General features: G+C 66.9%; 25 protein-coding genes. 17 read left to right on the top strand and 8 right to left on the bottom strand.

Translation table 11 applies throughout. The features are described from left to right. Positions 1 to 395: 395 nt before the first annotated feature. From pgeF to lgt, 3 genes are read right to left on the bottom strand one after another with little or no spacing between them, the layout of a single operon-like run. The gene (gene pgeF, locus O3139_RS12880) at positions 396 to 1,169 is read right to left on the bottom strand and encodes a peptidoglycan editing factor PgeF (protein ID WP_269514447.1); all 774 of its coding nucleotides are present in this window, start codon (positions 1,167 to 1,169) and stop codon (positions 396 to 398) included. Beyond that, entirely contained in the window at positions 1,166 to 2,239 is a 1,074-nt protein-coding gene (locus tag O3139_RS12875; protein WP_269514446.1) for a class I SAM-dependent methyltransferase, read from the bottom strand. Before O3139_RS12875 ends, pgeF begins: the two co-directional genes overlap by 4 nt. Before the next feature lie 4 nt (positions 2,240 to 2,243). Continuing rightward, entirely contained in the window at positions 2,244 to 3,158 is a 915-nt protein-coding gene (gene lgt / locus O3139_RS12870; protein WP_269514445.1) for a prolipoprotein diacylglyceryl transferase, read from the bottom strand. 175 nt (positions 3,159 to 3,333) lie between these two features. Here lgt and O3139_RS12865 point away from each other — a divergent pair, with 175 nt between their 5' ends. From O3139_RS12865 to O3139_RS12855, 3 genes are all read left to right on the top strand, one after another. Then, positions 3,334 to 3,624 (top strand): accessory factor UbiK family protein, encoded by a 291-nt coding sequence (locus O3139_RS12865; protein ID WP_269514444.1) that lies wholly within the window; start codon positions 3,334 to 3,336, stop codon positions 3,622 to 3,624. Positions 3,625 to 3,703: 79 nt separating this feature from the next. Then, positions 3,704 to 4,204, top strand: coding sequence for a YbjN domain-containing protein (locus O3139_RS12860; protein ID WP_209322659.1), 501 nt, complete (start codon positions 3,704 to 3,706; stop codon positions 4,202 to 4,204). Between the two features lies 1 nt (position 4,205). Continuing rightward, on the top strand, positions 4,206 to 4,958 hold the full coding sequence (locus O3139_RS12855) for a pyrroline-5-carboxylate reductase family protein (protein WP_269514443.1): 753 nt from the start codon (positions 4,206 to 4,208) through the stop codon (positions 4,956 to 4,958). On the opposite strand, the gene O3139_RS12850 is transcribed toward O3139_RS12855, so the two are convergent. The 3 genes from O3139_RS12850 to O3139_RS12840 all read right to left on the bottom strand — a co-directional run bounded on the left by O3139_RS12850 (position 4,935) and on the right by O3139_RS12840 (position 7,579). Continuing rightward, positions 4,935 to 5,429 (bottom strand): hypothetical protein, encoded by a 495-nt coding sequence (locus O3139_RS12850; RefSeq protein WP_269514442.1) that lies wholly within the window; start codon positions 5,427 to 5,429, stop codon positions 4,935 to 4,937. The genes O3139_RS12855 and O3139_RS12850 overlap by 24 nt on opposite strands. 85 nt (positions 5,430 to 5,514) lie before the next feature. After that, positions 5,515 to 6,858 (bottom strand): ATP-binding protein, encoded by a 1,344-nt coding sequence (locus tag O3139_RS12845; RefSeq protein WP_269514441.1) that lies wholly within the window; start codon positions 6,856 to 6,858, stop codon positions 5,515 to 5,517. Position 6,859: 1 nt separating this feature from the next. Next, complete coding sequence (locus tag O3139_RS12840; RefSeq protein WP_269514440.1) at positions 6,860 to 7,579, bottom strand: response regulator; 720 nt, start codon at positions 7,577 to 7,579, stop codon at positions 6,860 to 6,862. Positions 7,580 to 7,661: 82 nt separating this feature from the next. Here O3139_RS12840 and O3139_RS12835 point away from each other — a divergent pair, with 82 nt between their 5' ends. The 3 genes from O3139_RS12835 (at position 7,662) to O3139_RS12825 (ending at position 10,674) form a co-directional block, all read left to right on the top strand. Further along, the gene (locus O3139_RS12835) at positions 7,662 to 8,540 is read left to right on the top strand and encodes a branched-chain amino acid aminotransferase (RefSeq protein WP_269514439.1); all 879 of its coding nucleotides are present in this window, start codon (positions 7,662 to 7,664) and stop codon (positions 8,538 to 8,540) included. Between the two features lie 223 nt (positions 8,541 to 8,763). Next, positions 8,764 to 10,035, top strand: coding sequence for a NupC/NupG family nucleoside CNT transporter (locus O3139_RS12830; RefSeq protein ID WP_269514438.1), 1,272 nt, complete (start codon positions 8,764 to 8,766; stop codon positions 10,033 to 10,035). Between the two features lie 18 nt (positions 10,036 to 10,053). Then, positions 10,054 to 10,674: a glutathione S-transferase family protein gene (locus tag O3139_RS12825; RefSeq protein ID WP_269514437.1), complete on the top strand. Its 621-nt coding sequence runs from the start codon at positions 10,054 to 10,056 to the stop codon at positions 10,672 to 10,674. On the opposite strand, the gene O3139_RS12820 is transcribed toward O3139_RS12825, so the two are convergent. Continuing rightward, on the bottom strand, positions 10,675 to 11,106 hold the full coding sequence (locus tag O3139_RS12820; protein WP_269514436.1) for a PaaI family thioesterase: 432 nt from the start codon (positions 11,104 to 11,106) through the stop codon (positions 10,675 to 10,677). It lies immediately after the preceding gene. Between the two features lie 47 nt (positions 11,107 to 11,153). Here O3139_RS12820 and O3139_RS12815 point away from each other — a divergent pair, with 47 nt between their 5' ends. The 10 genes from O3139_RS12815 (at position 11,154) to flhA (ending at position 21,334) form a co-directional block, all read left to right on the top strand. Continuing rightward, entirely contained in the window at positions 11,154 to 11,474 is a 321-nt protein-coding gene (locus O3139_RS12815) for a DUF3253 domain-containing protein (RefSeq protein ID WP_269514435.1), read from the top strand. Next, positions 11,458 to 12,054 carry a uracil-DNA glycosylase family protein gene (locus tag O3139_RS12810; protein WP_269514434.1) on the top strand — a complete coding sequence of 199 codons (597 nt, stop codon included), beginning with the start codon at positions 11,458 to 11,460 and terminating at the stop codon, positions 12,052 to 12,054. Before O3139_RS12815 ends, O3139_RS12810 begins: the two co-directional genes overlap by 17 nt. Next, positions 12,051 to 13,079 carry an alpha/beta fold hydrolase gene (locus tag O3139_RS12805; protein WP_269514433.1) on the top strand — a complete coding sequence of 343 codons (1,029 nt, stop codon included), beginning with the start codon at positions 12,051 to 12,053 and terminating at the stop codon, positions 13,077 to 13,079. The genes O3139_RS12810 and O3139_RS12805 overlap by 4 nt, the downstream gene beginning before the upstream one ends. A gap of 157 nt (positions 13,080 to 13,236) precedes the next feature. Next, the gene (gene fliF, locus O3139_RS12800) at positions 13,237 to 14,871 is read left to right on the top strand and encodes a flagellar basal-body MS-ring/collar protein FliF (protein ID WP_269514432.1); all 1,635 of its coding nucleotides are present in this window, start codon (positions 13,237 to 13,239) and stop codon (positions 14,869 to 14,871) included. Then, positions 14,871 to 15,902 carry a flagellar motor switch protein FliG gene (gene fliG / locus O3139_RS12795; RefSeq protein ID WP_269514431.1) on the top strand — a complete coding sequence of 344 codons (1,032 nt, stop codon included), beginning with the start codon at positions 14,871 to 14,873 and terminating at the stop codon, positions 15,900 to 15,902. Before fliF ends, fliG begins: the two co-directional genes overlap by 1 nt. A 1-nt stretch (position 15,903) precedes the next feature. After that, entirely contained in the window at positions 15,904 to 16,566 is a 663-nt protein-coding gene (locus tag O3139_RS12790; protein WP_269514430.1) for a flagellar assembly protein FlbE, read from the top strand. Beyond that, the gene (fliN, locus tag O3139_RS12785) at positions 16,563 to 16,895 is read left to right on the top strand and encodes a flagellar motor switch protein FliN (protein ID WP_269516489.1); all 333 of its coding nucleotides are present in this window, start codon (positions 16,563 to 16,565) and stop codon (positions 16,893 to 16,895) included. Before O3139_RS12790 ends, fliN begins: the two co-directional genes overlap by 4 nt. Before the next feature lie 38 nt (positions 16,896 to 16,933). Beyond that, positions 16,934 to 18,331, top strand: coding sequence for a sigma-54 interaction domain-containing protein (locus O3139_RS12780; protein WP_269514429.1), 1,398 nt, complete (start codon positions 16,934 to 16,936; stop codon positions 18,329 to 18,331). Between the two features lies 1 nt (position 18,332). Continuing rightward, positions 18,333 to 19,232 (top strand): class A beta-lactamase, encoded by a 900-nt coding sequence (bla, locus tag O3139_RS12775; protein WP_269514428.1) that lies wholly within the window; start codon positions 18,333 to 18,335, stop codon positions 19,230 to 19,232. A 14-nt stretch (positions 19,233 to 19,246) separates the two neighbouring features. Beyond that, on the top strand, positions 19,247 to 21,334 hold the full coding sequence (flhA, locus tag O3139_RS12770; RefSeq protein ID WP_269516488.1) for a flagellar biosynthesis protein FlhA: 2,088 nt from the start codon (positions 19,247 to 19,249) through the stop codon (positions 21,332 to 21,334). Here flhA and O3139_RS12765 read toward each other — a convergent pair. Beyond that, positions 21,331 to 22,071, bottom strand: a complete 741-nt coding sequence (locus O3139_RS12765; protein ID WP_269514427.1) for a hypothetical protein — start codon at positions 22,069 to 22,071, stop codon at positions 21,331 to 21,333. The two genes, flhA and O3139_RS12765, sit on opposite strands and share 4 nt — an antisense overlap. A 91-nt stretch (positions 22,072 to 22,162) precedes the next feature. On the opposite strand from O3139_RS12765, the gene O3139_RS12760 reads away from it, so the two are divergent. After that, positions 22,163 to 23,692 (top strand): sensor histidine kinase, encoded by a 1,530-nt coding sequence (locus tag O3139_RS12760; protein ID WP_269514426.1) that lies wholly within the window; start codon positions 22,163 to 22,165, stop codon positions 23,690 to 23,692. The last annotated feature ends 14 nt before the right edge of the window (positions 23,693 to 23,706 follow it).

The raw sequence follows: 23,706 nt of genomic DNA, 5'->3' as shown, positions 1-23,706 counted from the left end.
AACATTCTTCCCGATGCATCTTGCCGCAGCTCCACTGTGTGTCCCTCCGCATACTCCCGGACACCGATCATGTCTGCGATTTTGTGTTCTAGGCCCGGCCTGTCATCGGCTGTCATAGGATAATCCTTCCGGTATGCAAAGTGCACAGGTAGGAATTAATTCCCATCGAGGGCTTGCTCTCTTTGCTCCGGCACCCATCTGGATCGCCGGGTCTTTGACAGGTCGCAACTGCTCCTGCCGCTGATGGGGTGCGCCAGATTTCCGATAATCTGGCAGGGTGACTCTGGCCTGACGTGCCAACGCATTGATTTGAAAGAACTCGGGTCGCCGTGAGTCACGGTGAGTCACGGCATTTCAGCCGGGGTGACTCACTCTCCGGTCTGGTCCGAAAGACCTCACCCCAGACAGATCGCCGACATCAGCCGCCCGAAATCCGGCTCGCCGCGCTGGAAGGCCCGGCGGTTGGAATAGAAGAGGGTCTCGTCGGCGCAGGTGTCGTGGCCCGTCCAGGCCGCCGCGCCGACGCCCGCCTGTTCCAGCCGCCACAGCACGAAACCCGGCAGGTCGAACATGCGGCGGTCCGCAGCCACACCGGCCGCAAAGAACCGGCCCGACCCCGGATCGTGGTGTTCGAACCGGTCCTGGAAATCGGCCCCGACCTCATAGGACGGCTGGGCGATGCAGGGGCCGACCACGGCGACGATCCGGTCCGGCCGCGCCCCCAGGGCCTCCATCGCCGTCACGGCGGAATGGACGATGCCGCCCAGCGCCCCCTTCCAGCCCGCGTGAACCGCGCCCACGACGCCCGCTTCGGCATCGGCCAGCAGCACGGGCGCGCAGTCGGCGGTCAGGACGGCGCAGATCACGCCGGGCGTCCGTGACACCACCGCGTCGCCCTCGGGCCGGTCCCCGCGCCAGGGGCCGTCGGCGACACGCGTGATGGCAGAATGGATCTGGTAGCAGCCCGCCAGATCGTCCGACCCACCGCCCATCGCTTCGGCCACCCGCCTGCGGTTCTCCGCCACCGCCGCCGGATCGTCCGCCGACCCCAGGCCGGTGTTCAGGCCTTCATACAGGCCGGTGGAGGCCCCGCCGTGCCGCGTGAAGAACCCGTGGCGGATGCCGCCTTGCGTCAGCAACGGATGGGTGATCGGCTCAGGTGCGCTCATGTCCCGAACCCCGGCACGCCCAGGCTGCGGGGCGAGAAGATCGCCGCCGCCTTGAACAGCTCGCCCATCTGGTCCGGGGCCGTCAGCCGGGCCAGCTGGCGTCCGATCATCGGTGCGGCATGGGGCCGTCCCGCCGCCAACCGTTCGGCCCGTGCCTCGATCCCCAGCCGCCGCAGGAAGTCGCCCTGACCGATGCAGCCGGTGACGTCAGCCCCGGCCCGGATCGCCGCCTCCAGAACGCCGGGGAAGTCCGCCCACTGTGTGACGTCCGCCTCGCCCGGCGTCGACAGAACATCGACCTTCGTGTGCCGCCGCAGGGCCTGAAGCGTGTCACCCACGCCCGGCCGGTCGCGGCCATAGTCGATCAGCAGGGCCGCGCCCGAGGTCTCGGCCATCAGGACCGCCAGGTCCCGCCCGAAGGCGGCCTGCTGCTCCGACGCCTCGATCACCTGCCCGGGCTCCACCGCGAACTCCGGCCGCTCGAAGCCGCCCGTGATCCCAACCAGTCCGAACGTCAGAGCGCCGTCGTCCCTGACCCCCACCCGCCGCTCGGCCCAGCCACCTTCGGTGCGGACGAACTGACGCGCGGGCAGGCAGTCCAGCACCTCGTTGGCGATCAGGATGACCGGTGCATCGGTGTCGATCTGGCCCAGCGTCCTGATCCAGCGCGGCGATACGTCGGCCTGCGCCAGCCTGCGGGCCTGGACGTCCCGCAGCGGCCCACTGGGCTCGATCAGGATCAGGTCGCAGGCCTCCAGGAATCCGGGCACCACCCGCGCCGCCCGCAGGGCATCGTCCATCAAGGTGCCGTCGCCGGGGCCCACCTCGACCAGTCTGAACCGTTCGGGTGCCCCGAGCCTCTGCCAGGTCTCGACCGCCCACAGGCCGATCAGTTCGCCGAACATCTGGCTGATCAGCGGCGCGGTGATGAAGTCGCCGCTTTCGCCCAGCGCCGGTCGCGTGGCGTAGTAGCCGTCGGTCGGATCGTGCAGGCACCGGGTGACATAGTCGGCCACCGTCATCGGCCCGGTCAGGGCGATCTCGCGGGCCAGCCTGTCCTTCAGCGCCATGGTCTCAGGCCTCGACCGACTCCGCCGTCACCGCCGGCGGCCGCATCCACGCCCGCCGGATCAGCCAGGCGCCGATCAGGATCATCGGGATGGACAGGATCATGCCCATGGTCAGGCCAAAGGGCAGATGGTCCAGCCCCACATCCGGCTGTCGGACGTTTTCCAGCAGGGCGCGGATCAGTCCGTAGCCGACCAGGAACAGGCCGGTGATGTAGCCCGGCTTGCTGAGCAGCCGCCATTTCCAGACCGCCAGCCAAAGAATGCCGAACAGCACGATACCCTCCAGCCCCGCCTCGTACAGCTGGCTGGGATGGCGGGGTTCGTTGCCCGCAGGGCAAAACCCGTAAATCTGCTCGATCCGCGCATTGCAGAACCGGACGGCCCAGGGCACGTCGGTAACGCGGCCCCACAGTTCGCCATTGATGAAATTGGCCAACCGGCCAAAGCACAGGCCGATTGTTCCGACGGGAAGAAGCATGTCCCCGAGGCTCAGAGGGTTGACCTTGTGCTTCCTGGCAAACAGCAGGACTGCGATCGTGGGGCCGATCAGGCCGCCGTGGAACGACATGCCCCCCGTCCATAGCTGGAACAGCTCCAGCCGCTCACCCCAGGTGACGCCGTGTGGGAACAATTTGGGAAACAACTCACCGACAAGCTGGGCATACATGACCGGCTTGTAGAACAGCGCATAGCCGAACCGGCCGCCCAGGATGATGCCCAGCGTAATCCACAGCACCAGATCGTCCAGCTGCACCGTGTTGATGGGAGGTCTGCCCGGAAGCCAGACGCGCGGGCTCTTGAGGATCCTGGCCGCATAGACCCAGCCCAGCACGATGCCCATCACATAGGCCAGGGCGTACCAGCGGATCGGCAGGGGGCCGAGGTGGATCAGGACCGGGTCGAACTCGGGAAAGGGCAAGCGCGGCGCTCCTGAAACGGCTGTCGCAGCCCTTTAGCAAGGGTCGATGCGTCACGCGAGCGTGACACGTTTCGGCCCCGTTTGGGCTTATGCAGGGCTGGCCGGGTAAGGGTTCGTTCACCATATCAGGCAACCCTCCCTTAACGACGCCCGCCGCCCCGGGCCGGAGACGATCATGCAGACCCGCAACCCTTTCCTCGACGAGTTCGCCAAGCTGTCGACCAGCGCGATGGGCCTGGCCCAGGCGGCCGGCGATGAGGCCAAGGCGGCCTTTCGCGCCCAGTCCGATCGCATCGCGGCCGAGATGGATCTGGTCCGCCGCGACGAGTTCGATGTGCTGAAAGCCCAGATCACCGCGCTGCGCGCCGAGGTCGCCGAGCTTCAGAAGGCGGCTACGGCCAAGCCTAAAGCGCCGAAAACGGGAACGTCCACAGACGGAACTCGTCTTCCCGACGCAGCCGGTTGAGCCGAATCCGCGAACACGCCTACCGTCTTCCCAAGGTCGCTGAGTCGCGGCCGACCTCCCGCGAGATCGAGTTTACCTGATGGATGCTGTTGGCCACGAAACCGACACCCCCTTTGATCCGCTGGATGTGGTCGAGCATGTCCTGAACGCCGAAAATCTGCCGTTCGACCGGACCGACGACGGCGACCTGGCATTCGCCCTGGCCGGCGACTGGAAGGACTATGAGCTGTGGTTCGCCTGGCGGCCCGAGGGAGACTGCCTTCAGCTGTGCTGCGCGCTGGACCTGCGTGCGACCAAGTCCCGTCGGAACGCGGCCTATGAACTGGTTTCCATGGTCAATCAGCGCACCTGGATGGGTCATTTCGAGGTCTGGGCCGAGGACGGCGAGATCGTCTTCCGCCACTCGCTGGCCCTGCCGCACGGCGAACGCCCGACCCTCGCCCAGGCCGCGTCCATGATCGATGCTGCGGTGGAGGCCTCGGACCGCTACTATCCGGCCTTTGACTTCATGATCCGCGGCAACAAGAAGCCCCAGGACGCGATCGACTCCTGCCTGTTCGAGACCGTCGGCACGGCCTGACATGGCCGTCGGCGGGGTCACCCTTCTCGGTCACGGCCGGCTCGGGTCGGCCATCACCGAAGGATGGCGGCTGACGGGCACAGTTGCGGATCCCGCCATCCTCACCCGCGACGTGCCAGCGGTCTGTCCACCCGACACGCGAGCGCTGGTGATCGCGGTGAAACCCGCCGCCTGGCGCGAGGCCCTGGCCCCGCTGTCGGCGAGCCTGCCGTCTGGCACCACACTGGTGTCCGTCATGGCCGGCGTTCGCGCGGCGGATATCGCGGCGATGCTGCCGGGACATCCGGTCGTCCGCGTCATGCCGACAACCGCCGTCGCACAGGGCCAGGGCGTCGCCGCCATCTGGTCCGATGATGCGCCAGCCCGGGCCCTCGCGCACCGCCTGTTCGATCCGGTGGCCGACACGGTCGATCTGGATGACGAATCGTTGATGGATGCTGCAACGGCTGTGGCCGGGTCCGCGCCGGCCTTCTTCTATGCCCTTACCCAGGCGCTGTCGGCGGCGGGTGAGCAGGCGGGACTGCCGCTGGAGGCCGCTCAACGCCTTGCTCGCGGTGCCCTGCGCTCGGCCGGTGCCGGTGCCGGCACCGGCGTCTCCCTGGACGACCTTGTCTCGCGGATCGCTTCACCGGGCGGGACGACTCGCGCCGGTCTGGATGCGCTCGACCGCTCGGATTTCACGGCCGCCGCACGCGACGCCGTCGACGCGGCGATCGCCCGTGCGAAGGCCCTAGCGGGTAACCAGGCGGCCTGACGCCAGGTTCGAGGCCAGGCGTCCATAGGCCTGCTCCGCATCCTGCCAGGTGCTGTAGCCATAGACGTCGGCCAGGGTCGTGGAATAGCGCGAATAGCTGACCGGCAGACGCTGACCATCGGCGGTTACGACCTCGCCCTCGATCGTGGCCCCGCCGATCGAGATGCTGTCGATGATCGAAAGGCCGGGCTTGTCGACGGCTTGCTGGAAGGTGGGACGATTGGGTTTCAGATCGGTCAGGACAAGGTTGATCTGGGCCCCTTCGAGGCTGCCGCTCCGCGCCAGTTCACGCGCGACGACGGTGGTCAGCCGTTCCACCTGCCGGTCCACGTCCCGCTGGCCCAGTTCCTCGACCTTGTCGATCAGATCGCCGCCCACAGTGACGTTGACCTGAGGGTCCTGGGCCAGAGCCGGCGATGCGGCCATACCGACGACAAGGGCAAGGGGGGCGATGAAGGCGAAGCGACGCATGACGATCTCCTGCAATGCTGATCCGGCGAAGATGGGCTTCGGCCAGGCCCTTGGCCAGTCCTGCGCCCGCAAATGTGATCGGGCCTCAGCCGGGCAGCCGGATCAGGGCCCGCAGGCCGCCCAGATCGCTGCGCGCCAGTGTAATGTCCCCACCGTGCCCGCGCGCCACATCGCGCGCGATGGCCAGACCCAGGCCGACACCCTTGCGGTTCTGGTTCCGGCTTTCGTCCAGCCGGCTGAAGGGGCGAAAGGCCTCCTCGTGCAGGTCGTCGGGAATGCCGGGTCCGTCGTCCTCGACCGCGATCTCGAACCCGCCGGACGACAGGGCGCGCGCGGTCAGCCGGACATGCTCGCCGTGCGCCGCCGCATTGCCCGCCAGATTGGCCAGCGCTCGCTTGAAGGCGAGGGGCCGCAGGGATGCCGTCAGACTGGTCGGGGCGGTGATCTCGACTTCGGCTCCGGCGCGCTTCACGTCCTCGCCCGTCGCCTTCAGCAGGGCCGCCACATCCACCGGCTGCGGGGCCTCACCGGCCTCGCCTTTTGCGAAGGCCAGGTATTCGTCGATCATGTGCTCCATCTCGTCCAGGTCGCCCTTCATGGCGCTCTGACGCTTGAACGGGGGAGCCAGGGCCAGCTCCAGCCGCAGCCGGGTCAGGGGCGTGCGCAGGTCGTGGCTGACAGAAGCCAGCAGCGCCGTCCGCTGTTCGATATGACGCTGGATCCGGTCGCGCATGGCCAGGAAGGCGACCGCGGCCTGACGCACCTCGCGCGCGCCGTGCGGCTTGAACTTGGGCGACATCTCACCCCGCCCGAAGGCCTCTGCCGCCTCGGCCAGCCTCTCGATGGCCCGGACCTGGTTGCGGATGAACAGGATCGCCACGCTCATCAGCAGGACCGTCGCCAGCATCAGCCACAGGACGAAGATGTGGGCCTGGGTGGCCACGGCCCGTTCGCGCGGCGCGATGATCCGCAAGACCCCGTCGCGCTGCTGTACCTGAATGTCGACATAGGCGGGATAACGGGTCGTATCGAACCAGAAGGGCTGGTCCAGGCGCGACGCCAGAGCGGCCTCCAGGGTGCGGTCCACCACGCCGATCGGCCCGCGTCGTTGTTCCCCTGGCAATTTCGCATCCGGTCGCAGCGCGATCGACAGCTGCATGGACCGTTCGCCCCGGTCGGCGATCGCGGCCAGGTTGGAGGGCGTCGGGTCGTCGCGATAGCTCTCGGCCGCCCAGGCCACGTCGCCCGCCAGGCCTTCGGACAGGCGCGCCGTGACGGTCTGCCAGTGCATGTCGAAGAAGGCCCAGGTCACCGCCCCCTGCATGATCAGGATCGGCAACACGATGATCAGCAGCGACCGCCCCCACAACGTCGTCGGCAACTGGCGCTTCAGAACGCGCGCCACGACGGGGAAGGGGATCAGGCGCATCTCAGTCCGGGGCCAGCATATAGCCCACACCCCGCACGGTCTGCAGATAGCGCGGGTTCTTCGGATCCGCCTCCAGCTTCCTGCGCAGCCGGGTGACCTGCACGTCCACGGCGCGGCCGGTGATGTCGGCGGTGTCCGGTGACAGGTCCATGCGCTCGACCGGGGCGTGGGCGTGAAGCGCCAGGGTCTTCAGCAACTGCGCCTCGGCCTCGGTCAGCCGCATCGGCGCACCGTCGCGTGTCAGCTCCAGCCGTTCGAGGTCGAACATGGCGGTGCCCAGCCGGATCTCGCGCGGCATGATCGGCTTGACCCCCGTCCGCCTCAGGATCGCATCGATGCGCAGGGCCAGTTCCCTGGGATCGAAGGGCTTGGACATATAGTCGTCGGCTCCGCGCGACAGGCCGTCGATCCGGTCCGCCGCCTCGCCGCGCGCGGTCAGAAGCAGGACGGGCGTCCTGGACAATTGCGCCTTGGACCGAACCCAGGTCGTCAGCTCCAGTCCCGATTCGCCCGGCATCATGACGTCCAGAACCACCAGATCGAACTCGATCAGCTCCATCAGGCGACGGGCGGCGGCCGCGTGCGCTGCCCCCGTCACGCGATAGCCCTCGCGCGCCAGATATTCCTTCAGCAGCTCGCGAATTCGGTCGTCGTCGTCGACGATCAGCAGGTGACGTCCGACGCCGGCGCCCGCCACAGGCCCTGAACGGCTGCTGCTCATGCGAACATTCCCGCGCGCGTGGCGTTGACCTCGGGCGTTTCGAGCGTTCTAAGCGAGCAATCTGCGCAGGAGACGTTGTTCAATGGCCTTGGTTCCTTTCGACGATCGTGATGGCTGGATCTGGATGGACGGTGATTTCGTGCCCTGGCGGGAAGCGAAAACGCACGTTTTGACCCATGCTCTGCACTACGGCTCGTCGGTGTTCGAGGGTGAGCGTATGTATGGCGGGGAAATCTTCAAGCTGACAGAGCATTCCGAGCGTCTGGCCCGCTCCGCTGAACTTCTGGATTTTGCGCTGCCATACAGCGTGGCCGAGATCGACGCGGCCTGCAAGGAAACCTGCGCGCGCATGGGCATGGAGGACGCCTATGTCCGCCCCGTCGCCTACCTCGGGCCGGAACAGACCTCCGTCTCGGCCCTGAATAACAAGGTCCACGTCGCCATCGCGGTCTGGGACTGGCCCAGCTATTTCGACCCGGAAGTGAAGAAGAAGGGCATCCGGCTGGAGTGGGCCAAGTGGCGTCGCCCCGATCCGATGACTGCCCCCACCACGGCGAAGGCCGCCGGGCTCTACATGATCTGCACCATGTCCAAGAACGCGGCCGAGCGGCGCGGCTTCTCCGACGCCATGATGCTGGACTGGCGCGGCTACGTCGCAGAGGCGACCGGTGCCAATGTCTTCTTCGTCCAGGACGGTGTGATCCACACCCCCGACGTGACCCACATCCTGAACGGCATCACCCGCCAGACCGTCATCGATATCGCGAAATCGAAGGGCATCGAGGTGGTCGTTCGCCACATCCGTCCCGAGGAACTGTCGACCTTCTCCGAGTGCTTTCTGACCGGCTCGGCCGCCGAGGTGACCCCCGTCCAGTCGATCGGCGAATATACGTTCACGCCGGGTGATATCTCGCTGACCTTGATGGACGACTACGGCAAGCTGGTGCGGCATCAGACCTGACCTCGACAGCCGCCGCTCGCTCCGACGGGCGGTCGTGATCGCCGATCCCGGGTGCGACCGATCTTGACGCCAGCGGCCCTTAAGGTGACCCCGAACCTTCGACCCGGAGGGTCCGTTGGAGAAGTAAGAGTCACTTTTCTTCTCTCCACGACTCTCACCCTTGCCAGAGGGGCCGGGTTCGGTTCAACGGAATGGGCCGGCAGGGGGCCGGACGGAACCTTCCATGTTCACCACGCTGAACCTCCAGAGCCTGGGCGGCCTCGTGGCCATCGTCGCCGCCTGCTGGCTGATGTCGGAGACCAAGAGCCGGTTTCCCTGGCGGCTGACATTGGGCGCGATCGGCGTCCAGGCCCTGCTGGTTCTTGCGCTGTTCGCCATTCCCGGATCGCAGGGCGTGCTGGCGGCGGTGACCAGCGCCGTCGATGGTCTGGCCGTGGCGACCGCCGAGGGGACCAAGTTCGTGTTCGGCTATCTGGCAGGGGGCGATCAGCCCTATGCGGTGACCAACCCGGGCGGTCTGTTCACCTTCGCGTTCAACGTGCTGCCGCTGATCCTGGTGATCTCGGCGCTGTCCGCTCTGCTGTGGCACTGGAAAATCCTGAAGTGGCTGACGCTGGGCTTCGGCTTCCTGTTCCAGAAGACCATGGGTCTGGGCGGCGCCTCGGCCCTGGCGGTCGCGGCCAACATCTTCCTTGGCATGATCGAGAGCCCGATCGTCATCCGCGCCTACCTGGACAAGCTGACCCGGTCCGAGATCTTCCTGATGATGGTGGTCGGCCTGGCGACCGTGGCCGGTTCGACCATGGTCGCCTATGCCTCGATCCTGTCCGCGACCCTGCCCAATGCGGCAGGGCACGTCCTGGTAGCATCCATCGTCTCGGCCCCGGCCGGCGTTCTGCTCGCCCGCATCATCATCCCCGAAAAACCGGGCGAGGGGGGACAGGTCGCCGACTATGGCTCGGCCCTGAAGTACGACTCGGCCATCGACGCCATCGTCAAGGGCACGGCCGATGGGCTGATGGTGGTGCTGAACATCTCGGCAGTGCTGATCGTGTTTGTGGCCCTGGTGGCTCTGGTCAACCTGATGCTGGGCGGTTTCTGGATCTTCGGCGACCATGTGACGGTCCAGCGCCTGCTGGGGTGGCTGTTCATGCCGGTCGCCTGGCTGGTCGGGGTGGACTGGTCGGAGGCCGGCAAGGCGGGCTGGCTCCTCGGCACCAAATTGACGCTCACAGAGTTCGTGGCCTTCATCGAACTGGGCAAGATCCCGGTCGGCGACATGAGCGAGCGGACCCGCATGCTGATGACCTATGCCCTGTGCGGCTTCGCCAACATCGGATCGGTCGGCATCACGGTCACCGGCCTGTCGGTCCTGATCCCCGAGCGCCGGGAAGAGGTGCTGGGGATGGTCTGGAAGGCGCTGTTCGCCGGTTTCCTGGCCACCCTGATGACGGCGGCGGTTGTGGGCGCGATGCCCGCCTCCATATTCGGCTGAACCGCAAAGGCTGATCCGATGAAGCTGTACGATTCCTTCCGCGCCCCCAACCCCCGGCGCGTCCGCTGGGTCATGGCGGAAAAGGGCATCGAGGACGTCGAGATCGTCCAGATCGACATCATGTCCGGGGATCACAAGACGCCGGATTACCGCGCCCGGGTGGGAGTGCCACACGTGCCCGCCCTGGAACTGGACGACGGCACGGTGGTCTCCGAGTCCGTCGCCATCTGCCGCTATCTGGAGGCGCTCTATCCTGAGCCCAATCTTTTCGGTCACGACCCTCGCGAACAGGCCATCGTCGAGATGTGGACCCGCCGCTGCGAATTCTATCTGGCCAACCCCATCATGCTGAACGTGCGCCTGACCCATCCGGCGCTGGCGGTGCTGGAGGCCACCCCGCAACCCCAGGTCGCCGACTACAACCGGCTGTCGGCCGAGCGCTTCATGAAGACCCTGGACCGGCATCTGGCCGAGCGTGAATTCATCGCTCTGGACCGTTTCACGATCGCGGATGTCGTCGGGGCGGTCGGGCTGGATTTTGCCCGCATGGTCAAATACCGCCCGCCCGAAGAATTCATCCACCTGGCCCGCTGGCTCGACGCCTGTCGCGCCCGCCCGGCGGCCAAGGCAGGGATCTGATCAGCGCGGCGTGAATTTCCGGATGATGCCGGAATAGGTCATCAGCGTACGCTCGCCCGTCGTGATCTGACCGCGAACGAAGATCAGCGACCCGCCTGCCCGCACGACCTCACCCGTCGCCTCGATCAGTTCGCCGACATAGGCCCCGTCGATCAGCGTCGAATCCAGCTGCACCGTGACGCCGTTCTTGCCTTCCATCTCCTGATAGGCGGTCTGGAACAGGGCGATATCGGCGAATGTCATCAGACAGCCGCCGTGCATCCGGTCACCGGCGTTCATGTGTTTGGGCTCGGCCCGGAAGGCGCACCGCATGCGCCCGTCGGGGTCCGGCCTGAAGTAGAATGGTCCGACGACCTGGTCGAACGTGCCGTGCAGGTCGTAGGTTTTCCAGCCCGTGAACTCGCCTTCGGTGACCGTGACTTTGGCGACCATGCCAAGTTTGCCTTCTTTTCGTTTCTGCAGTGCAGCATATAGGCCCGATGAGCGATCCAATCGAAGCGGCAATTTTTGAAACCCTGGCGAAAGCGGACCCCAAGGGCGTCGGCGGCAAGTCCGTCGAGCCCGCGGACGTGGCCAAGCACATCCAGACCGAGCAGTGGCAGCGCGTCCTGCCCAAGGTCCGGGCGACGGCCCTGCACCTGATGCGTCAGGGCCGCCTGACCATCACCAAGAAGGGCAAGGTCGTGGACCCCACGAACTTCCGGGGCGTGACCCGTCTGCGCCTGCCGACGGAGGCCGAGACGGCCACCGCGCTTGCCGCCCTGCCGCCCAAGCCCGAGGTCGATGACGACTTCGCCTGATCTGGACGCTGTCCTTTCGGATATCCGCGCCTGCCGTGCTTGCCTGGGTGAACTGCCGCACACGCCACGCCCGGTGGTTCGCGTCTTTCCCGCAACCCGCCTGCTGATCTGCGGCCAGGCACCCGGGCGGCGCGTTCACGAAAGCGGCCTGCCGTTCACCGATCCGTCGGGCGACCGGCTGCGCAACTGGATGGGCGTGGATTATGAGACCTTCTATGCCGATCACCGGATCGGCGTAGCAGCCCAGGCCTTCTGCTATCCCGGCACCGCGCCGAAGGGGGGTGATTATCCTCCACCACGCCGCTGCGCCGAGCTGTGGCGGCCCCGCCTGCTGGAGGCGCTGCCGCAGATCGAGCTGACCCTGCTGGTCGGCGGCTATGCCCAGGTCTGGGCGCTGGGCGACCGCGTGAAGCCCAACATGACCGGGACCGTTGGCGCCTGGCGGGACTATGGTCCGTCCATCCTGCCGTTGCCGCATCCCTCGTGGCGGAACACCGCCTGGCTGCGGCGCAATCCGTGGTTCGAGCTCGAGGTCGTGCCGTATCTTCGTCAAAGGGTTCGAGGCATTCTGGGCCGATGATCCGCCGGACGGTGCTGACAGGATTGATGCTGGGGCTCGGGGCCTGCGCCTTGCCCCATGTCCAGCCGCCACTCACGCCCGGGCCGGACTTCACCGGTCCCCTGATCGAACCCGATGCCTTCATCGTCCGGGACGGCGCACGCCTGCCGTATCGCCTGTGGACGCCCGCTCAAGCCGAGCCCTGGGCGGTGCTCGTCGCCCTGCACGGGATGAACGACCATTCCGCGGCCTGGCGCCTGGCCGGGCCGTGGTGGGCCGAACGGGGCATCGCCACCTATGCCTATGACCAGCGTGGCTTCGGCCGGGCACCGGGGCGCGGGACCTGGGCCGGGGAGGCGGTGATGGTCGAGGACCTGCGCACCGTCGTTGCCCTTGTCCGCGCCCGGCATCCGAACGCCCGGATCGCGGTGGTCGGCGAGAGCATGGGTGGGGCCGTCGCCATATCGGCCTTCGCCTCGGAGCGTCCGCCCGCTTCCGATCAGGCGATCCTGCTCGCCCCTGCCGTCTGGGGCTGGTCCAGCCAGAACGTGATGAACCGCGCCAGCCTGTGGGCCGCCGCGCGCCTTCTGGGCTCGCGGGCCGTGGAGGCCCCCGACTGGGCCGTGCGTCACATCCGGGCGACGGACAATCTGGCTGAACTGGTTGCGAACGGCACCGACCCGCTGTTCATCCGCGCCACCCGCTTCGACACCCTGTCCGGGCTCGTCGATCTGATGGAGAGCGCGTCGCGCGAGCTGGGCCAGGTCCGCGTCCCGACGATGCTTATGTATGGAGCCCACGACCAGATCATCGCGCCGGGCCCCATGCGGCGCGCCCTGATTCGGGCGGGGGATCGGCCCGAGCTGCGCACGGCCTTCTACCCCGATGGCTGGCACCTGTTGAACCGCGACCTCCAGGCCGAGGTCGTGTTCCGGGACGTCGCGGCCATCCTGCGCGATCCGGGCAAGACCTTGCCGTCGCGGGCGTCGGGCGTCCTTGCGCAACTGGACGCCAGAATGGCGTCGAGTCGGAAGAGCCGGGTCTGAATCGTCGTCATCCGGTCGATGCGGCGAAACCCGGGTGACGAAACCGGGGACTTTCTCGACGTTCACCGCGCCACTTAAACCGCCGTTAACCACACGGGCGGCACTTTCTGCCTAGCGGAGGGGTCTGGGCTCCCGCGACAGTGTTTGGCGGGGATGCGTGGGCGGCTTTACGGAGGCGTTGCAGAGATTCGGGATCGGCCGCCTCGCCATGGTGCTGGGCGTCGGCGCGGGCGTGGCTGCCGTCCTGGTCGCCGTGATGCTGCGCGTCGGCCAGGCCCCGGACGCGCTTCTGTATTCCAATCTGGACCTGCGTGAGGCGGGTGAGATCACGGCCTCGCTGGAACAGTCGGGCATCAAATACACGACGCGCGGTGACGGTTCGACCATCATGGTCAACCGCGATCAGGTGGGCGAAGCGCGACTGATGCTGGCCGGCAAGGGGCTCGTGACGTCCGGCTCGGTCGGCTATGAGCTGTTCGACACCCAGTCGGTGCTGGGCCAGACCGAATTCCAGCAGCAGATCAGCGAGCAGCGCGCCCTGCAGGGCGAGCTGGCCCGTACCATCATGTCCATGCGTGGCGTCCAGTCTGCCCGCGTCGCCATCGCCCTGCCCAGGCGCGAACTGTTCCAGCAGGATGCGGCCGAACCGACGGCCTCCGTCGTTGTCGGCCTTGGCGGGCGCAAGCTGTCGACGGATCAGGTCCGCGCCATCCGCGCCGTGATCGCATCTTCGGTCCCCAATCTGAAGCCCACCAAGGTCACCGTCGTCGACGAGACGAACCAGACCCTGGCCGCAGCCGACGATGACGAGGGTTTCACCTCCTCCACCGCCGAAGAGGCCAAGGGCGCGACCGAGGCCCAATTGCAGCAACGGATCAAGGATCTGGTCGAGGGCGTCGTGGGGGCCGGGGCCGCGCGTGTCCAGGTCACCGCCGACATCGACATGACGCGCTCCACGACCCAGGAGCAGAAATACGATCCCGACGGCCAGGTCGTCCGCTCGACCTCGTCCAACGGCAGCCAGTCCCAGGATACGACCGGCGTCTCCGACGGCGGGGTCACGGCGACCAACAACATCCCCGGTGGTGCGCCCCCGACCACGACCCCCCAGGGCTCGACCGAGACCGCCAACACCGAGACGACCAACTACGAGATTTCCAACACCACGACGACCACGGTGAAGGAACCCGGCGAGGTCAAGAAGCTGTCGGTCGCGGTCGCCGTCGACGGCAAGCTGACCCCGGCGGCCCAGCCGGGTGGTCAGCCGACCTACGCCCCCCGCACGGCCGAGGAGATCACGCAGATCGAGGATCTGGTGAAGGCCGCCATGGGCTACAACCAGGAGCGCGGCGACCAGGTCCGGGTGACGAACGTCCGCTTCAACCGCGATGCTCTCGTTACAGCCGGCGGAACCGACGCTGGATCGCCCCTGCTGAACTTCACCAAGAACGACATCATGCGCGGTGTCGAGTTGCTGGTGCTGCTGGTTACAGCGCTGCTGCTGATCTTCTTCGTCCTGCGCCCGCTGCTGAAGAGCGCTTCGGGCAGCGGCGGGGGCCAGCAGATGGCGCTGGCGGGTGGAGGGCAGTTTCCGATCACCCCGCTTGAGGCCTCGGTGATCGGCGGAGAGATGGGGCAGCTGGCTGCTCCGACCGAGATGGAACAGCGCATCGATATCGCCCGCATCGAGGGCCAGGTTAAGGCCTCTTCGATCAAGAAGCTCGCCGACTACGTCGAGAAGCATCCCGACGAGTCGATCGCGATCCTCCGTAGCTGGGTGCACGAAGGCTGATGGCGGGGCGGGGATCCGGCAAGGCGTCCGTCGATGACGTCAACAAGCTGACCGGTCCCGAAAAGGCGGCCGTGATCCTGCTTGCGCTCGGCGAGGAGCACACCCGCCTGTGGCAGGGTCTGGACGACGACGAGGTCAAGGAAATCTCCCAGGCCATGTCGTCGCTGGGCAATGTGTCCTCGACCGTGGTCGAGGAACTGATGGTCGAGTTCGTGTCCATGGCCGGTTCCGGCGCGGTCATGGGCAGTTTCGAGCAGACCCAACGTCTGCTGGCCTCCTTCATGCCGGCTGATCGCGTCGACGGGCTGATGGAGGAAATCCGCGGTCCCGCCGGTCGCACCATGTGGGACAAGCTGGGCAATGTGAACGAGGCGGTCCTCGCCAACTATCTGAAGAACGAATACCCCCAGACCGTGGCCGTGGTGCTGTCCAAGGTGAAGCCCGAGCACGCCGCCCGCGTCCTGACCAGCCTGCCCGAGGACTTCGCCCTGGAGTGCGTTCAACGGATGCTTCGTATGGAGCCCGTGCAGCGCGAAATCCTGGACAAGATCGAACAGACCCTGCGCACCGAGTTCATGTCGAACCTGGCCCGGACCTCCAAGCGCGACAGTCACGAAATGATGGCCGACATCTTCAACAGCTTCGACCGCCAGACCGAGGCCCGGTTCATCGGCGCGCTGGAGGAACGCAACCGCGATTCGGCCGAGCGCATCCGCGCCCTGATGTTCGTGTTCGAGGATCTGTCCAAGCTCGACCCCGGCGGCGTCCAGACCCTGCTGCGCGCGGTAGAGAAGGACTCGCTGGGCCTGGCCCTGAAGGGCGCGTCCGAGCCGCTGCGGGAGATGTTCTTCACCAATATGTCCGAGCGCGCGTCCAAGATCATGCGCGAGGACATGGAATCCATGGGCCCCGTCAGGCTCAAGGACGTCGACACGGCCCAGATGTCCATGGTGCAGGTCGCCAAGGATCTGGCGGCGCGCGGCGAGATCATGCTGGCCGGAGCCTCCGGCGACGACGAGTTGATCTACTGACATGGTCGAGACAGCCCCCCTCAGCAGCCGTCCCTTCGCCTTCGACACCGAGTTCGACGAGGCGGGCAGCGTCGTGCGGACCTCAACTTTCCGGCCTGCCAAGCGGGCCTATCTGCCGGCCGAGGTCGAGGCCCTGGTCGCCCAGGCCCGGCTGGAGGCCCGCGAGGCCGCCCTGGCCGAGGCCGCGAGCCTGACGGCCATGGCCCTGTCCTCGATCGGACAGGCCGTCGCCATGGCTGCGCCGGCCCTGAACCAGGTGGCCCACCAGCACCGCGAACAGGCGGCCGACCTGGCTATGGCCGCCGCCCGGGTCATCGCCGCCATCGCCCTGGATCATCTACCGACGGGTCCCTTGCAGTCTGCGCTGGAAGCCTTGGGGCAGGAGATCGATGCCTCGCCCCGGCTGGTCGTGCGCGCCTCCGGCCTGGACGAGGCTGCCCGCACCAAGATCCAGGCGGTCTGCGTCGATGCAGGCTTCTCTGGCCTCGTGGCCTTCCGCGACGACCCGGACGGGCCGGTCGCGGCCTTCCAGCTGGAGTGGGCCGACGGGCGCGCTGATTTCGACCCTGCCGCCGCCGCCGACCGCATTGCCACCGCGCTCCGATCCGCCCTCGCCGTTGAGGCCGGACATGCAGAATCCCTTGACCATGGAGGTCAACACTGATGGCCGACGATCTTGCCCTTGAGGAGTTTCCGGACTCCACCGCCCTGGCGACCATCGACGACACCGGGGACAAGTCCGCTTCTGACCTGGTGACGGTCTTCGATGTGCCGGTCAACATCTCGGCCGTGCTGGGCAAGGCCCACATGACGGTCGCCCAGCTGCTCAAGCTCAATCGTGGCTCGGTGCTCGAGCTCGACCGCAAGGTCGGCGAGGCCATCGACATCTTCGTCAACAACCGTCTGGTCGCCCGCGGGGAGGTCGTCGTCGTCGAGGATCGTCTCGGCGTGACCATGACGGAAATCGTCAAGACCGAGGATTCGAACGCCTAGGCGTTCGGATCGCGCGTAAGAAGTAGAGGAGAAGACCTATGCGGCTTCTGGTGGTTGGACGGCTCTCGGGCCAGCTCGCGGCGGCGGTGAAGATGGCCATGGCGCACGGCGCCAAGGTGAATCACGTCGAGCGCACCGATCAGGCGACCGAACAGCTCCGGCGCGGGCAGGGGGCCGACCTGCTGATGGTCGACTACAACCTCGACATCGGGGCCCTGATCGCCGCCAACGAGGCCGAACGGATTTTCGTGCCGGTGGTCGCCTGCGGCGTCGACAATGATGCGGACAAGGCGGCCGCCGCCATCCGGGCGGGGGCCAAGGAGTTCATCCCCCTTCCGCCCGAGGCCGACCTGATCGCCGCCGTCCTGGCCGCCGTCGCCGACGACGAGCGTCCGCTGATCTCGGCGGATCCCTCGATGCAGGCCGTGATCAAGCTGGCCGACCAGGTCGCGCGCTCCGAGGCCTCTATCCTCATCACCGGCGAAAGCGGCGTCGGTAAGGAGGTAATGGCCCGTTATCTCCATACCCATTCCAAACGCGCCGAACGCCCTTTCATCAGTGTCAACTGTGCCGCCATCCCCGACAATCTGCTGGAATCCGAACTGTTCGGCCACGAGAAGGGGGCCTTCACCGGCGCGGTTGCCCGCCGGATCGGGAAGTTCGAGGAGGCCGACGGCGGAACCCTGCTGCTGGACGAAATCTCTGAGATGGACGCCCGGCTTCAGGCCAAGCTGCTGCGCGCGATCCAGGAGCGGATCATCGACAGGGTCGGCGGCACCAGGCCCGTGCCGGTCAACATCCGCATCATCGCCACCTCCAACCGCGATCTGGCCAAGGCCGTGGCCGAGGGCACGTTCCGCGAGGACCTGCTGTACCGCCTGAACGTCGTGAACCTGCGCCTGCCCGCCCTGCGCGAGCGGCCGGGCGACGTGGCAGTCCTGGCCGACCACTTCGTCAAGAAATACGCCGCCGCCAATGGCGTGCCGGTGCGGCCGCTGTCGCTGGATGCACGCCGTGCGCTGGCCGCCCACCGCTGGCCCGGGAATGTGCGGGAGCTGGAAAACGCCATGCACCGTGCGGTCCTGCTGGCCATCGGGTCGGAGATCGACGCGCAGGCCATCCGCCTGCCGGACGGACAACCCCTGATGGGGGCAGTGGGCGGGGCGGTCGACAATGGACTGGCCGGTCGCGCCGCCCAGACCGCCGATGCGGTGTCTCGCGCCTATGTCGGCCAGACCGTCGCCCAGATGGAAAAGACGTTGATCCTGGACACCCTGACCCATTGTCTCGGCAACCGGACCCATGCGGCCAACATCCTGGGCATCTCGATCCGGACCCTGCGCAACAAGTTGAACGAATACGCCGACGAGGGCACGCAGATCATGGCCCCCCAGACCGGCATCGCCACCGCCGGCTACGGCGTGAGCGCGGCCTAGGATGTTCGTCTCGGACCGCAGAAGCGTCCTGAGTGGCCTCGGTGCACTCTGCCTGATGGGCTGTGCGCCAAAGGCGTCGCCCGCAGCTGCGCCGGCACCGACCGTCCCCGAAGCGTTCGACCTGTCCGCTCTTGAAGCAGAGCACGGCGGCCGCCTCGGCGTCTTCGCCCACGACCTCGGCTCGGGCCGTCAGCTGACCGCGCGCGGCGACGAGCGGTTTGTCTATTGCTCGACGTTCAAGATGTATCTGGCGGCCGCGATCCTGATGCGGGTCCAGGCCGGTCAGGAACGGCTCGACCGCGCCATTCCGATCACCCGTGCCGACATGCTCGATCACGCCCCGGTGACCGAACCCGCCGTCGGCGGGAGCCTGACCGTCGAACAGTTGATGAAGGGCACGGTCGAGGTCTCCGACAATCCGGCCGCCAATCTGCTGCTGAAGGCGCTGGGCGGCCTCGACGCCATGCGCGCCTTCTACCGCGGCATCGGCGACGAGACGACCCGCGTCGATCGCTTCGAGCCCGAGATGAACCGGCTGGACGGCGACAAGGACACCATCACCCCGGGCCAGTCCGCCGCCAACCTGCATCGCCTGTTCGTTGACCCGACCTCGTCCCTGTCGGCGGAGTCGAAGACCATGCTGCTGGGATGGATGGTCTCATCCCCCACCGGCGTCGACCGGCTCAAGGCCGGCGTGCCGGACGGCTGGCGGGTCGCGCACAAGACCGGAACCGGCGGCTACGGACCGACCAACGACATCGGCATCCTGTATCCACCGACCGGTGATCCGGTCATCGTCGCCGCCTACTACCACGCCGGCCGCGACACCTCGGATGCCCGGAACGCCGCGGTGATCGCCGAGGCGACGCGCCTTGCCCTGACCCGCCTGGGTCGCGCGTGACCGACACGCCCGTTATGATGAAGGACGGCATGGCCCGTCCGACCGGGGGCGACATCCGGGGCTGGCTGCTGCGTGGCGAAGTAGGGATGGCCGTCGGGGTGATCGGCGTCATCCTGCTGCTGATCCTGCCGGTGCCCAAGTTCCTGCTGGACCTGCTGCTGGCCATCAGCCTGGTCTCGTCCGTGCTGATCCTGATGACGGCGCTGATGATGAAGCGGCCGCTGGACTTCGCCATCTTCCCGACGGTTCTGCTGGTCTCGACCCTGTTCCGGCTGGGCCTGAACCTGGCCTCGACCCGGCTGGTGCTCAGCCACGGCCACGAGGGCCACGACGCGGCCGGTCAGGTCATCAACGCCTTCGGGCAGTTGATGATGGGCGGCAGCTTCATCATCGGCATCATCATCTTCGCCATCATCCTGGTGGTGAACTTCGTGGTCATCACCAAGGGCTCGACCCGCATCGCCGAGGTCAGCGCCCGCTTCACCCTCGACTCCATGCCGGGCAAGCAGATGGCCATCGATGCCGACCTGTCCTCGGGCCTGATCACCGAGGACCAGGCCAAGCTGCGTCGCAAGGAACTGGAGCAGGAATCGACCTTCTTCGGGGCCATGGACGGTGCGTCCAAATTCGTGCGCGGCGACGCGGTCGCAGGGCTGATCATCGTGGCGATCAATGCCATCGGCGGTATTCTGATCGGGACGGTCCAGCATGGCCTGCCGATCGCCGAGGCGGCCAACACCTATATCCAGCTGACCATCGGCGATGGTCTGGTCACCCAGGTCCCGGCCATCATCATCTCCATCGCCGCGGGCTTCCTCGTGTCCAAGGCCGGTGTCGAGGGCTCGGCCGACAAGGCTCTGGTCGCGCAGCTGGCCACCAATCCCGTCAGCCTCGGCATGGTGTCGGCCGCAGCCGGTCTGCTGGCCCTGATCCCCGGCATGCCGATCATCCCGTTCGCGGCCCTGGCCATCGGCGCGGGCTTCATGGCCTGGCGCCTTGGCCGGGCGAAGCTGAAGCCCCCGCCCGCCGAGACCGACGCCGCCAATGCCAAGCCCAAGGACGACGTCGAGGAGCCCATCGGCACCGCCCTGACCATCGACGAGGTCAAGATCGAGCTGGGCTATTCCCTGCTGACGCTGATCAACGACCTGGAGGGTCGCCGCCTGACCGATCAGGTGCGGGCCCTGCGCCGCGCCCTGGCCCAGGAATACGGCTTCGTCATGCCGTCGGTGCGTATCCTCGACAACATGCGTCTGCCGAACCAGGGCTATGCCATCCGCATCAAGGAGATGGAGGCGGGCGCCGGCGAGGTGCGGCTGGGCTCGCTGATGGCCATGGACCCGGCGGGGCGTCAGGTCGAACTGCCCGGCGAGCACACCAAGGAACCCGCCTTCGGCCTGCCGGCGACCTGGATCGACGAGAGCCTGCGCGAAGAGGCGACGTTCCGCGGCTACACCATCGTCGATCCCGCGACTGTGCTGACCACCCATCTGACCGAAATCCTCAAGGAGAACATGGCCGATCTGCTCAGCTATGCCGAGGTGCAGAAGCTGATCAAGGAACTGGGCGTCGAGGAAAAGAAGCTGGTCGACGAACTGGTGCCGTCGGTCGTCACCGTCACCACCCTGCAGCGCGTGCTGCAGGCGCTGCTGCGCGAGAAGGTGTCGATCCGCGATCTCGGGGCCATCCTCGAAGGTCTGGCCGAGGCCGCGCCGCATTCCTCGTCCGTCACCACCCTGGTCGAGCACGTCCGCACCCGCCTGGCCCGTCAACTGTGCTGGCAATACAAGGGCGAGGACGGAGCCCTGCCGATCATCACCCTGTCGCCCGAATGGGAAAGCGCCTTTGCCGAGGCCCTCGTCGGGGGCGGCGAGGAAAAGCAGCTGGCCATGGCCCCGTCACGGCTTCAGGACTTCATCCGCGCCGTCCGCGACGTGTTCGAACGCGCCGCCATGTCTGGCGAAAGCGCCGTCCTGCTGACCGGCCCGCAGATCCGGCCCTATGTCCGCTCGATCATCGAACGCTTCCGGGGCCAGACCGTGGTCATGAGCCAGAACGAGGTTCATCCCAGGGCGCGGCTGCGGACCCTGGGCAGCGTCTAGTTCACCCGCACGAACCCTCCCGCCGACCCGGCACGCGCCGCGTCGTTGGTTGGCCGGGCGATCAGGCCGGACTGGGTGATCCAGACCTCATAGGTCCCGCCATCGGCCATCGGCATATAGGCCGCCGAACCGTACAGCGTGTCGACGGCATCGATATAGCCACGATACCTGCGCGCCATGTCCCAGGCGCTCAGCGACCACGGCGTCTGGACGCCCGCGATCGTTCCGGGCTCCTCGACATGGAGGGCATGCACGCTGCGCGCGCCGGTGCGTTCCTGGTCGATGTCCTGATAGCGGCCTGACAGACGATCGAGCCGATACTGGCTGTCCAGACCGAGGACACTGGCCCACGGTTTCCACTTCAACACCTGCGCCTCCATCCGCCATTCGTCGCCGTTCACCGGATAGACGGCGGTTCGTGCCGGCAGGTCGCCGTTGGCAGGCTGGGTCACCGTGACCTCGAAATACTGCGGGGCGAGCTGGCGGACCGCCAGGCCGGCGACCGGTCGCTCATAGGCCAGGCGTGAATAGGTCTGGACGTTCTGGCCCAGCAGGGCTGCACCCAATGCCACGGCAAGCAGCATGCCGCCGGCGAGGGTGCCGAACAGTCCCCCGAAGAAGCGACCTTTGAAAAGACCGGCCAGGCCACTGATCAGGATCAAGGCTCCGATGACGGCGACAGCCGTCGGGATGAACCACCACCACGACACCATGAAATCGACCTCCCTGAACGGCACAGCTTCTTGACCGAATGCTTTAGCCTTGCACGTCTGGTGCCGCGAACGACTTCTCTGGACAGGCGATACCGCTCCGCTAAAGCACCGGGTTATGGTTTCGTTCTCGGACATCGTCTCGAACGTCGGCGCGCTTCTGCGACAGCGCACGCTGGGACGCTCGATCGTCCTGCTGCTGTCGGTGGCGATCCTGCTCCTGTTGATCGTCAACGCCACCACCTTCGTGATGATCCAGCGTACGGCCGCGTTCAACGACCAGGTCGAGGCGGCCTGGCAGGCCCGACGCTCTGGCCGGCTCCTGCTGCTCAACCTCAAGGATGCCGAGACGGCCCAGCGCGGCTACGTCCTGACCGGGCTGTACAGCTTCCGCATGGAGTATGACCGGGCGGTGCAGGCCAATGCCTATCTGATCGACACCCTGGCCGAGCGGTTGGGAAACGATCCGGTCGATGTCGCGACGGTCGAGTCCGTGACGCGCCTTTCGCGAGACAAGATTCTCGAAATGTCGGCGGTCATCGGGTTGAGCGAGGGTGGCCAGGGCCAGCAGGCAACCCGGCGGATCGCGCAGGGGGACGGTAAGGCCCTGATGGAGCAGCTGGAGTCCGAACTCGGCGATCTCGACAGGCGGATGGGCACTCGCCTCGCCGAGAGGCGGGCTCAGTCGGAGGGCTCGGCCGCCTTCACGGCCGTCGTCAATGGACTCGCCGGACTGCTGATCCTGCTGCTGGGGGTCGTCGTCTTCCTGCTGGTCCGGCGCTATCTGGCCGAGCTGAAGGATGCCCAGGCCGCGATCGACCGTGTGAACGCGGGACTGGAGGAAACGGTGAAGGCCCGCACGGCTGCCCTGCTCCGCTCCAATGAAGAGGTGCAGCGCTTTGCCTATATCGTCAGTCACGACCTGCGCTCCCCGCTGGTCAATGTGATGGGCTACACGGCCGAGCTGGAACAGGCCGGCAGGACCATCGATCTGCAGATGACCAGGGTCGAGACGGTGGCACCCGAGCTGCTGGAACGGGATGCGCTGACCGCCGCGCGAGAGGACATCCCCGAGGCGGTCGGGTTCATCCGTGCCTCCACCGAGAAGATGGACCGGCTGATCAACGCCATCCTGAAGCTGTCGCGTGAGGGACGGCGCAATCTGGTGCCGGAAACACTCGACGTCGGCGATTTGACGGCACGGATCGCAGACACCGTGCGCCACCAGCTTGAGGCCACCGAAACGGAGGTTGTCGTCGGCGAAATGGTGCCGATCGAGAGCGATCGCCTGTCGATGGAACAGATCCTCGGCAATCTGATCGATAATGCCGTGAAATACCTGCAGCCCGGTCGACCGGGTCGTATCGAGGTCACCGGCCGCGATCTGCCTGGCGGATGGGTCGAGTACGCCATCGCCGACAACGGCCGCGGGATCGCTGAAAAAGACCATGAACGGGTCTTTGAGCTGTTCCGTCGTGCAGGCCGCCAGGACCAGAAGGGCGAAGGCCTCGGCCTTGCCTTCGTCCGCAACAGCGTTCGCCGTCTGGGCGGTGACGTCAGGGTCGAGTCCGTCCCGGGCGAAGGCTCGACATTCCGCCTGAAATTCCCCAAACGCCTCATCCTCGACGCCGCCGGAGACGCCCTTTGACCAGCAGCAATCCT

The sequence above is a fragment of the Brevundimonas subvibrioides genome, assembly GCF_027271155.1.
Taxonomy (GTDB): Bacteria; Pseudomonadota; Alphaproteobacteria; order Caulobacterales; family Caulobacteraceae; genus Brevundimonas; species Brevundimonas subvibrioides_D.
Note: the sequence above shows the minus strand (reverse complement) of the source record. Positions and strands in the feature narration are given on the sequence as shown.